10 protein-coding genes are annotated in these 11,420 nt (G+C 41.6%); 4 read left to right on the forward strand and 6 right to left on the reverse strand.

From position 1 onward, the window contains the following. Nucleotides 1-262 precede the first annotated feature (262 nt). The 4 genes from ACMJ0U_RS00060 to dut are packed head-to-tail and all read right to left on the reverse strand — an operon-like array spanning nucleotide 263 to nucleotide 4,629. Nucleotides 263-1,573, reverse strand: a complete 1,311-nt coding sequence (locus tag ACMJ0U_RS00060) for a murein hydrolase activator EnvC family protein (protein ID WP_417127354.1) — start codon at nucleotides 1,571-1,573, stop codon at nucleotides 263-265. Then, complete coding sequence (locus tag ACMJ0U_RS00065) at nucleotides 1,570-2,403, reverse strand: DUF4292 domain-containing protein (RefSeq protein WP_417127355.1); 834 nt, start codon at nucleotides 2,401-2,403, stop codon at nucleotides 1,570-1,572. Before ACMJ0U_RS00065 ends, ACMJ0U_RS00060 begins: the two co-directional genes overlap by 4 nt. Next, on the reverse strand, nucleotides 2,400-4,184 hold the full coding sequence (locus ACMJ0U_RS00070) for a tetratricopeptide repeat protein (protein WP_417127356.1): 1,785 nt from the start codon (nucleotides 4,182-4,184) through the stop codon (nucleotides 2,400-2,402). The genes ACMJ0U_RS00065 and ACMJ0U_RS00070 overlap by 4 nt, the downstream gene beginning before the upstream one ends. A 10-nt stretch (nucleotides 4,185-4,194) precedes the next feature. Then, nucleotides 4,195-4,629 carry a dUTP diphosphatase gene (gene dut, locus ACMJ0U_RS00075; protein WP_417127357.1) on the reverse strand — a complete coding sequence of 145 codons (435 nt, stop codon included), beginning with the start codon at nucleotides 4,627-4,629 and terminating at the stop codon, nucleotides 4,195-4,197. A 138-nt stretch (nucleotides 4,630-4,767) separates the two neighbouring features. Between dut and ACMJ0U_RS00080 the strand changes: the two genes are divergently transcribed. Then, the gene (locus tag ACMJ0U_RS00080) at nucleotides 4,768-6,099 is read left to right on the forward strand and encodes a deoxyguanosinetriphosphate triphosphohydrolase (RefSeq protein ID WP_417127358.1); all 1,332 of its coding nucleotides are present in this window, start codon (nucleotides 4,768-4,770) and stop codon (nucleotides 6,097-6,099) included. Between the two features lie 9 nt (nucleotides 6,100-6,108). On the opposite strand, the gene ACMJ0U_RS00085 is transcribed toward ACMJ0U_RS00080, so the two are convergent. Together ACMJ0U_RS00085 and ACMJ0U_RS00090 are read right to left on the reverse strand one after the other, a co-directional pair. Next, nucleotides 6,109-7,098 carry a GNAT family N-acetyltransferase gene (locus ACMJ0U_RS00085; RefSeq protein WP_417127359.1) on the reverse strand — a complete coding sequence of 330 codons (990 nt, stop codon included), beginning with the start codon at nucleotides 7,096-7,098 and terminating at the stop codon, nucleotides 6,109-6,111. A 28-nt stretch (nucleotides 7,099-7,126) separates the two neighbouring features. Beyond that, entirely contained in the window at nucleotides 7,127-7,945 is an 819-nt protein-coding gene (locus ACMJ0U_RS00090) for a 1-acyl-sn-glycerol-3-phosphate acyltransferase (protein WP_417127360.1), read from the reverse strand. Between the two features lie 264 nt (nucleotides 7,946-8,209). Here ACMJ0U_RS00090 and rsmH point away from each other — a divergent pair, with 264 nt between their 5' ends. The 3 genes from rsmH to ACMJ0U_RS00105 all read left to right on the forward strand — a co-directional run. Continuing rightward, nucleotides 8,210-9,124: a 16S rRNA (cytosine(1402)-N(4))-methyltransferase RsmH gene (gene rsmH, locus ACMJ0U_RS00095; protein ID WP_417127361.1), complete on the forward strand. Its 915-nt coding sequence runs from the start codon at nucleotides 8,210-8,212 to the stop codon at nucleotides 9,122-9,124. A 3-nt stretch (nucleotides 9,125-9,127) separates the two neighbouring features. Then, entirely contained in the window at nucleotides 9,128-9,475 is a 348-nt protein-coding gene (locus ACMJ0U_RS00100) for an FtsL-like putative cell division protein (protein ID WP_417127362.1), read from the forward strand. A gap of 1 nt (nucleotide 9,476) precedes the next feature. Further along, a partial coding sequence (locus tag ACMJ0U_RS00105; protein ID WP_417127363.1) for a peptidoglycan D,D-transpeptidase FtsI family protein occupies nucleotides 9,477-11,420 on the forward strand: 1,944 nt, incomplete at its 3' end.

The raw sequence follows: 11,420 nt of genomic DNA on the forward strand, positions 1-11,420 counted from the left end.
AATAAACATAATCTTGGGAAGAATTGCAACCACACACCCAAATTATTCTGTTAACTCACAATTTGTTTTTTACGTTTCCCGTACATAAAACCTATATTTCTCAGGACGAACACCTACGTTTTCCACAAGGAACACATAAGGCTCCGCCCTGAGCAACATAAAAAGTGACAAGAAATTTACAGATTATCGCCCTGCATTTCATAAAAAAAGCTCCAGACGCACGATGTTCTGAAGCTTCCCATTCTATTATATCAACTAATTTTCAGCGATGTATCCAAAGTTCCGGATTCAGTTTTACCGTTTCCTTACGCAACTGGAAATGCAGAATCGTTTCTCCTTCTGTATTGGTATGGATTTCTCCCAACACATCACGGGCACGCACCAGACTGCCTTTCTTGACACGGACAGTGGACAAATTACAATAAACAGAGATATAACTCCCATGACGTACCAGCACATTGGTCAGACCATTGTATTGGAAAACAGCCGAAACTTCACCGTCAAAGATTGCACGGGCATTGGCACCCGACTTTCCTTTAATATCCATTCCCTTATTGTCCAGTTTCACATTACGAAGCCCTTTCACCTGATACTGTCCATAATGTCCTACCACCACGTATGGTCCGGTAATTGGCACAGGAAGGATTCCTTTGTTTTTTTCAAAATTACTGGACAAGCGACGGTCTTCCGAATCTACTTTATAAGCTTCCAGCTTCTCAACGGAAGTCTTTGAAGTCTCTTTTTTTGTGGATGTGGATGTCTCGGCATTCCCTTTAGCCGCTTCCGCTTTCTTTCGTGCTTCTTCAGCCTTACGTCGAGCTTCCTCTTCCGCACGCTTACGGGCTTTCTCTATTTCAATTTCTATCAGCCGGTCAATCTGCGCATTCAATTTGTCTGCAGAACGACGCTGTTTGGACAATTCCGACTGAATGCTGCGTTGCTTCTTCTGCAAACCAGACAAAATCTGTTTGCGTTCCTGCTCCTGTGCCTCCAGTTTGGCTTTCTCCGCTTCTCCTTGCTTGAGTAAATCTTCCTTCGCCTTCCGGCTGTTTTTCAACGAATTAGCCTTCTCGGTTACTTGCTTTTGTTTCCGCTGCACCTGAATGCCTTGCAAACGCTGGTAGTCAGCATACTCCCGTACGTAGCGTAGGCGCCGATACATTTGTCCGAAATCTTCAGCAGAAAAAATAAACATCAGTTTGTCTTGTATAGACTTATTACGATAAATATACTTTACTGACAACTCATACTTTTGTCGCTTCTCATTCAGTTCCTTCTGTAGATTTTTCAACTCTCGCTCCAAACGGCTTATCTCCTGCTGAATGGCTTTCACATCATTCTCTATGGTCTGAATGTATTTTTGTCTTTCTTCTATTTGTCCCGAAAGCAAAGCCAGATTACTTAGCTGACTTTTCACGTCATTTTTGGTAGACTGCAATAAGGTTTCTGATTCGGCAATCTGTTGCTTCAGCTCATTCCGCTGCTTTTCCAGTTGACGAATCTTAGGGGTCGTTTGAGCTGTAAGCACACAAACACAAAAACAAATACAAGATATGACTACAAAACGTTTCATTTTTCCAACCACATTTTGAGCAAGGTCGCTAGTTCTATCTTTTTATATTTGGACGACAAACTTGTCTGCGTCTCCCAGTCCTCTCCTATTGACATACGGGAGAGTTTCATGTCCAGGCTATAAGTTTTTCCACTTCCCACCAACTCGGCCAAAATATGCTGAGGAAAATAAGCAGCTCCTAGTTTGCCAAACTCACCATACGTCCAGTTTAACGCATATGGTGTACCAGAAAGGGCTACAGAGGTATTCTCAAGCCACCCCTTGTCGGCTGTAGTCCGAAAACTATAAGCCAGTTTCTTGGTATCTTTTACTTTCCACAACGCATAATTTCCTTCTGAAGTCATCCGGAAACGGTGCAAATCGGACACCTCAACGGTTTCCTTGCCGGGCAAAAAAATCTCATTCATAAACAATGACTGCAACACATTAAAGCTCAGATTCAAATTGGCCATCCGATTCAGGTCTTCAAAAGAGACTTCCACATACTGTTTGTGAAGACGGTCGACTGCCAGAATACGTTCTGGTGAAATTTCCAGGCGTGCCACTTCAATCCCCAACAAAGGAGCTACCGACAACTGTATGACTTCTCCTTTTTTCATCCGGAGAGTGGCCGACAATTTTGTATTTTTACTACTACCCGTGTTCAAGTTCAAGGCCACCTTTCCCGTCACACAGTTCCAGTGAGGAAGACTAGAAATCACCTTTTCCTGATACTCTTCTCCTTTCAGGCCTCCAATCATAGGAGCGCGTTCCGTATGACGCAAGGAACGACAAGAAGAAGCCAGCACAATCAGGCATACTACATATATCCAGTAAATCAGTCGTTTCATTCTATATACTTTTTCAATGCGATTTTACGTTTCAAGCGTTTCAACTCAGCTTCTGTACGAGGAGTGGCCCCATTTTCTTCCTTATTCTCCATGCTATCCGCCTTTTTCCAGCATTCTAACGCTTTTTCTTTCTCACCTGACATATAATAAATATCACCGCAATGCTCTACAATCACCTGACTGCTATCTCCTCCGTTCTTCATGGCCTGTTCAATGTAAATACGTGCTTCAGTATAGCGTTTTTTCTCAAACAGAATCCACGCATAAGTATCCAAATAAGTCGCATTTTCAGGTTCTGCCTTTACGGTCTTGTAACTCATTTCCTCGGCTTTATCCAGATTCGTCCGCTCTACAGACAGATAATAAGCATAGTTGTTAAGTGTACCAATATTATTAGGATTGTAAACCAACGAAGAATCATAAGCCGCATAAGCCTCTGTCTTCATTTCTTTGGAATGATACAAATCTCCTAGGATTGCATAAAAATCAGACACAATTCCTTTGTCGCTCTTTTCATTGACCTGTTTCAGTCCTTGCTGGAAAATTTCCATCGCCTTGTCTGTTTCCTCCTTCTGATAATGAGCCAAGCCCAGATAATAATAGAACTCCATAGCGTCTGGATTATATTCCAGCGCAGGAGTAGCCACTCGTATTACTTCGTCCAGATTATTGTCACGAATGGCATAGCTAAGTAACTGCAACCGGGCTGGCTTGTTTTCCGGGTCGAGTGACAATACCTGATTCAGAACGGGAACAGATTCTTTTTCCATGTGCTTCGTAATCATATATTGCGCACAAAGCATAGCCAAATCTGCATTTTGCTGTGGACGGTCTAAGATGTCCTTAAATAAGGATACAATCTGTGTGCTGTCCTTTGTTGTTTGTTCCGACTGGAGGATAAGCTGACGCATGATTTCCATCTTAGTATTCGACTCCACATCTTCATTCAGCAAAATAGTGTCCAATTGTTGACGATACAAGCTGTCCTGACCCAACTGTTTGTAATAAGAAGCCATTGATAGCAAGGCTGGTGCATACCCCGGTTCTTCCTTTAAAATTTGCTGATAAACCGCGTAAGCCTCATCCGGTTTATCGTTATTCAAATACACATCTCCCAGAATCGTTTGATAACGTAAATCATACGGATATTCTTTCGACAGACTTTCAATTTCATTAAATGCCTGTTCCTGATTATCCATTAGCAGATACATTCTGAACTTCTCCATGCTGATTTGTTCTGACTTTCCATCCAACTCTTCCAGCCGATTCAACACAGAAACGACCTGCGAATAGCTCTTTGTCTGATTATACAAATCAACCAAAGCCATCAACGGTTCCAGCCGAGACGGAAACTGATGCGCCATGTCATCATACACAGCAATAGCTTTCGCCCAGTCACGCTTCCGCTGATAATAAGCTGCTAAAGTCTGTTTATACCAGAAATTTGATTCGTCAGAACGTACGGCCTTTTTCAGTGCTTCTTCACCTTTCTGTTCCTGTCCTAGCACCATATAAAATTGAGATATCTCATACAAAGCCGGAGCAGAACCCGGATAAATATCCAGACAATGCTTATAAAGTTCAAAAGCCGCATCATACTCTCCTTTCTGTTTCAAGCGAACAGCTTCCAGAAAAAAGTAATTGTACTTTCTACGTTGCTCGTATGACAAGGTATCCCTTTCCTCATTTGCTAAGTTTCGCTTTACCGAATGCTGTTTTCCGGTGGTACCACAAGCAAACAGCAGGAAAACCATCCCGATGATTCCTAATAGCTTTTTCATACATTCAGGTTTATACGGTTCCTGTGTGACCAAATCCTCCTGCCCCACGCTCCGTTTCGTCCAACACTTCCACTTCTTCCCACTCAGCCTGTTCATGACGGGTTATCACCATCTGTGCAATACGTTCACCGTCTTCAATCACAAACTCTTCAGCTGACAGGTTGACCAATATCACGTTAATTTCTCCCCGATAGTCGGCATCAATTGTCCCCGGAGAGTTTAATACGGTAATACCCTTCTTGATAGCCAGTCCGCTACGTGGGCGCACCTGAGCTTCATACCCTTGCGGCAATGCCAAAAACAATCCGGTTGGTACTAAACAGCGCTGCAAAGGTTTTAACACAACAGGTTCATTCAGGTTTGCACGAAGATCTACCCCAGCCGACTGCGGAGTCGCATATTGCGGCAACGGATGCCGGGAAGTATTTATAATCTGTATTTTCATGATTTATGCATTTTAATGGAGTTGCGAAGTTACACAATCCACAGAATTAATAGTTACGTTTACCATTTTTTTATATTTTTGCACTTAACTTTTAGAGCTTCTTTAAAATTAAATACCACATCACAAAGGAGTTACATTATGAACTGGAAACAACTTCTATCAAATAAAAGATTCGGTCTGGAGAATCTTCACGAAGCCCGAAAGGAAGACCGGACAGAGTTCCAACGTGACTATGACCGTCTGATTTTCTCGGCTCCTTTCCGGCGTTTACAGAACAAGACGCAGGTCTTTCCATTGCCGGGAAGTATTTTTGTGCACAACCGACTAACACACAGCCTGGAGGTTTCATGTGTAGGGCGTTCACTCGGCAATAAAATCGCGTCCGAGTTATTAAAACTTCATCCAGAACTACATGATACGCCTATTTCAGAAATAGGCTCCATTGTATCGGCTGCCTGTCTGGCACATGACTTGGGAAACCCTCCTTTCGGTCATTCGGGAGAGAAGGCTATCGGCACTTATTTCTCTGAAGGAAAAGGAAGAATTTTACAAGCATATTTTTCGGAAAAAGAATGGGATGACTTTACTCACTTTGAAGGTAACGCCAACGCATTCCGCCTGCTCACTCACCAATTTCAGGGACGACGCCCCGGCGGCTTCGTGCTGACTTATGCCACACTGGCAGCCATTGTAAAATACCCGTTTTCCTCGCAACTAGCTGGCAGCAAGCAAAAATTCGGGTTCTTTACCAGTGAGGAGGGTGCTTTCCAGCAGATTGCCCATGAACTGGGACTCAAAAAAATCAGTAAGGAAGGAGAACCATTGAAGTATTGCCGCCATCCGTTAGTGTATCTTGTGGAAGCGGCAGATGATATCTGCTACCAGATGATGGACATAGAAGATGCACATAAACTGAAAATACTAACTACACAAGAGACTAAAGAGCTATATCTACGCTTTTTTGCCCCCGAAAAGCTAGAACATATACAATCAATATGCAAAATGGTAGACGACACCAACGAACAAATAGCCTACCTGCGCTCATCAGCCATCGGAATATTAATCAGCGAATGTGTACGTACCTTTATTCTGCACGAGGAAGACATTCTAAAAGGTGAATTTCAAGGTACCCTGATTCAGAAACTCAGCCCAAGAGTCAGAGAAGCTTATGAAAACTGCTCGCATACAGCATTCGAGAAAATCTATTGTTCGAAAGATGTGGTCGACATTGAACTGGCCGGTTACCAAGTTATCACCACGCTGGTCGACTTAATGATTGAAGCTGTAAGATACCCGGAGAAGGCATACTCTCAACTGTTAATTAACCGAGTGTCCAGCCAGTACCATATTCAGGCTCCCACTTTATATGAAAAAATACAGGCTGTACTCGATTATATTTCCGGCATGACAGATGTTTATGCACTTGACTTATACCGGAAAATAAACGGGAACAGCCTGCCTGCTTTATAAATAGGTATATTATTTCTGCATTTTATTCACCACCGGATTGGCTCCAGATGTTATCTGCAGAGCCTCCGGATGTTCACGCAGATAAGATTCAATGTGACGCACACGCTTCTCCTCAAGAATCTCATCAACCGCAATCAGGATACCTGTTTCTTCCACATCGCCAAAGCCATCGTTAATCGCTGTACCGAACATACGCATAGTAGGCGACAGACTCATATATGCATTAACCAAAGGCGGAATATTATAACCCAACTTACGGACCTCTGTATTCAGCACTTTGTAATCCTCTTTAAAGGTTTCATGGCAGAACAGTTTTTCAAGCACCTTCTCATCGGTTTCAATCAGCAGAGGCTGCATCGGAGTAATCAACTTATCTTTGTCGTTGAAATGTTTTTTCAGAAAATAAAGAATCATATCACGTCCGAAACGGTTATAGCTGGGATACATGGTCATCTTTCCAAAGAAATATTTCACCTGTGGCATTACCACCGTCAATGCTCCCAGTCCGTCCCACAGATTATCCAAAGCAAAAAGTCCTTTTGAGCCAGCACGAGTAGACTGATACTCAAGTGTTACAAAAGAACGTCCCAGCTCTATGGTAGTAGGCAAATAATCTTTCAAAAACTTTTCAGAGAAATTAAACATGTGAGCCGTTGCCAGCAAAGGTTGGCCCTCCGCGTCAAACTCTACTTCATCACCGAGCAGATAACGGTAACCACCCAAAATCTCTTCAGCTTCCGGATCCCACACAATCAACTGTTGATAAGGGTTCTCCATCAAATCATACTCATCAAGATCCATCGACTGACCTGTTCCCCCTCCAGCGGCACGGAATGCGATTTCGCGCAAGCGTCCAATTTCTTTCAGCACATTAGGTGCATTCTTCCATGTAACAATGTAAATCTCGTTGTTGCTCTTATTCGTAAATCTTAAGCGCTTGTCTTCCGTCAGTTCCGATTTTAGAACTTCTTTGTCAATCGGAGCAATTATATCTTCCATAATCCAATGATTAAATCGTATTTTCTTTTCACAGTTTATAAACTAACTCTCTTACATAATCAGCCCAATCTGCCGCTGAACGTGATTTGTCAAATGTCTGCCAGGGAATGGGTTTACCTATTGTCACCTTAAAAGTCTTATGACGGTTTTTAAACATTTCATCAGCCAGATAAAGCATGGCTATATTAAACTTAATCCCTAAAAATTTACACAGATTAGCCAGGTTGTAGAAAAAATCTGAATTTCGTCCTTCGAAATGTACAGGAATTATATCCCGCTGTGTTTCCACACTTTTGACAATAAAGGTTTTTTTCCAGGCCAAATCTTTTATCACACCTTTTTGTCTTCTAGAACAGATTCCAGCTGGAAACATAATAATATGAGCATCAGAGTGGAATCCAGCCTCTACCATTTTGGGGAAATCGCGTGACTGGGTTCCGGTCTTATTAATAGGAATACACAAAGGAGCTAATCCATGAAGATTCATAAGCAAATCATTTACAAGGTATTTTATGCGACCATTGTAATGCTTGCCTAAAATATAACCCAAAGCTATACCGTCTTGTCCTCCCAAAGGATGATTGGATACAAACGTACACAATCTGTCGGGCGGAAGATTCTCTATCCCTTTCACTTCCAGCTTAATATCAAGGAATTTCATACAAGCCTCTAAAAAATCCACACCAGTCTTGTCTGCAACACTTTTCAGGAATACATTAATTTCATCCTGATGCACAATATGCTTTAAGTATGACACCAAAAAACGCGGTATACGATTAGCTTTTTTCCCGGCTTTGTCTCTCAATACTTTATCAATGTCAATTAAAAATATTGAATTTTCACCCATTCTACAAAAGTTTACTTTGCAAAAGTAACTCATCTTTTGAAAAGGCACTCATTTTATGACAAAAAATACACTTATGCAGACAAAAAAAATTGCATAGCCGATTTCATTAAAACAAAATCTTGACGTTTCTTCCTCGTTTTGCACAGAAAGAATAACCTGTTGATAACTTATTCAAATTTTCTATAGAAAACATGGTGCGTGATTCTATGGAAATTTCTAATTTTACCGCTTGAATATATAATAAGGTGAATCTACAAAAATTGCATGGAGAAAACAGAATCTACATATCACATACCAGTACTATTAAACGAGAGCATTGAAGGCATGCATCTTCAACCGGGAGGCACTTACGTGGACGTGACATTCGGAGGAGGAGGACATTCCAAAGAAATATTGCGAAACATGGACAGCCAAAGCCGACTATTCAGTTTTGACCAAGATGCCGATGCGGAAAGAAATATCATCAATGACAAACGCTTCACTTTTGTCAGAAGTAATTTTCGTTACCTGCAGAATTTCCTTCGCTATTACGGAGTAGAAGAAGTCGATGCAATCTTAGCTGATTTAGGCGTTTCATCTCATCATTTTGATGACTCAGAACGAGGGTTTTCCTTTCGTTTTGACGGAAAACTTGATATGCGTATGAACAAACGTGCAGGTATTACCGCTGCTGATATTGTCAACACATACGAGGAAGAGAAGCTAGCCGACTTGTTTTATCTTTATGGAGAGTTAAAAAACAGCCGTAAACTGGCTGCTACGCTTGTAAAAGCCAGAGTACAAAAATCAATTGAAACCATAGGGGAATTCATTGAAATTATAAAACCACTTTACGGAAGAGAAAGGGAAAAGAAAGAACTGGCAAAAGTTTTTCAAGCTCTCCGAATCGAAGTGAATCAAGAAATGGAGGCGTTAAAAGAAATGCTTTATGCTGCTACTGAAGTCCTCAAACCAGGAGGAAGACTCGTAGTCATTACCTATCATTCATTGGAAGACCGTATGGTGAAAAACATCATGAAAACAGGTAATATTGAAGGGAAAGCCCAACAGGACTTTTTCGGGAATATAGAAACCCCTTTCAAATTAATCAACAATAAGGTTATTATCCCCAGTGAAGAAGAAATCCAGCGGAACCCACGTTCACGCAGTGCCAAACTGAGGATTGCAGAAAAAAAATGACACATGGAACATCAAGAAAAAACATCGCAAGAAGCCTCTCATATCACATGGAGGAGCATATTAGGGGGAGAAGTACTGGTACACCTGATGAGGAAACAGGCGAACCTAATCATACTAATTATGATTCTGGTTATCCTGTACATAGACAATCGTTATTCCAGCCAGCAGGAAATGATTGAGATAGACCGTCTAAAGAAGGAATTAATTGATACCAAATATGATGCATTGACTATTTCCTCTGAACTGACGGAGAAAAGCCGCCAGTCGCGCATTGAAGAGTATATTTCTACAGAAGGAACTCCATTGGAAACCGCCTCCACCCCACCCTATTTAATAAAAAACAAGGATTAAAATGGTACCAGGACAAAAAAATATCATACTACGATATACACTTATTGTGTTCATCATGGCATTGCTGGCTATTGCTATTATTGCAAAAGCAGCAATCATCATGTTTGCAGAACGACAATACTGGAAAGACGTAGCCGACCGTTTCATTAAAGAAAATGTAATAGTTCATCCTACCAGAGGAAATATCATTTCTGCAGATGGGAAACTGATGGCCAGCAGTCTGCCGGAATACAAAATCTATATGGATTTCAAGGCTGGAGGTGAGAAGAAAGATACCATGTTGATGAATCACCTGACCGAGATATGCGAAGGCCTTCATCAAATTTTTCCAGACAAAAGTGCAAAAGAGTTCCGTCAGCATATTTTAAAAGGAAGACGGCAGAAAAGCCGAAACTATCTCCTCTACCCGCGGCGTATCTCTTACATTGAATATAAGGAAGCTAAGAAATTGCCGGTATTTAACCTGAGTAAATTCAAGGGAGGATTTCATGAACTGGCTTTCAATCAGCGCAAAAAACCTTTTGGCTCACTAGCAGCACGTACATTAGGTGATATGTACCCAGATATGGCGTTAGGTGCAAAGAATGGGATAGAATTGACATACGATTCCATCTTACGAGGCAAAGACGGTATTACCCATCGTCAGAAAGTAATGAACAAATATCTGAATATCATCGACAAACCTGCCGTAGACGGTTGCGATATAATTACTACCATTGATGTCAGCATGCAAGATATTGCAGAAAAAGCACTTGTAGACCAGTTGAAGAATCTTAACGCTGTATTTGGAGTAGCCATCGTTATGGATGTAGCAACCGGAGAGGTAAAAGCCAACGTAAACATGACTCGTGCCGGTGACGGGAATTATTATGAGATGCGAAATACAGCCGTCAGCAACTTGATGGAACCAGGCTCCACATTCAAGACAGCTTCTATCATGGTGGCATTGGAGGATAAATTTATTACTCCTGATTATACAGTAGACACAGGTAATGGTGTGGTGAATATGCATGGAAGCAACATGAAAGACTGGAACTGGTATAAAGGCGGATACGGACAAATAGACGTGACCAAAATCATGGAGGTATCATCTAACGTCGGTGTGTCTAGTATCATCGACAAATTTTATGGAAACAATCCGCAGAAATTTATAGACGGACTAAAACGCATGAGCATTGACACGCCTTTAAATTTAGGCTTTGTAGGAGAAGCAAGTCCTCGTATACTGGGCCCAAAAGAACGATATTTTGCCAAAACGACCCTGCCATGGATGAGTATCGGATACGAAACTATGATTCCTCCTATCTATATGCTGAATTTTTACAATGCTATTGCCAATAACGGAGTCATGGTTAAGCCCAAGTTTGTGAAGGCTATCGCAAAAGATGGAGAGATTATACAAGAAATTCCTACTGAAATTGTAAATTCCAAAATCTGTTCAGATACCACTCTTACCATGATTCGGGAAATTCTACGCAAAGTGGTTTCTGACGGACTGGCGAAACCGGCTGGAAGTAAACAGTTTAGTGTATCCGGAAAGACTGGAACAGCTCAGGTTTCTCAAGGAAAGGCAGGATACAAATCCGGTGGAGTAAGTTATTTGGTTAGCTTCTGTGGATATTTCCCGTCCGAAGCACCTAAGTACAGCTGTATGGTGTCTATTCAAATTCCTCATGGTCCTGCATCTGGAGGCCTACAGGCAGGTAGCGTATTCAGCCGGATTGCTGAGCGTATCTATGCAAAACATCTGTATCAGGACCTGGCCTCGGCCAAAGACTCTACTTCCGTTATCATTCCTGAAATCAAAAATGGTGATTTACGAGAAACATCCTATGTGTTACAGAACCTACACATCCAGAGCAACAGTTCCAATATTCCCCAAAGTAACGCTCCCGTTTGGGGTAAGGTAAACTGTACGACAGCCTATGCCGAACTAAAACAAACA

The sequence above is a fragment of the Phocaeicola sp. genome (assembly GCF_048170425.1).
GTDB lineage: Bacteria > Bacteroidota > Bacteroidia > Bacteroidales > Bacteroidaceae > Phocaeicola.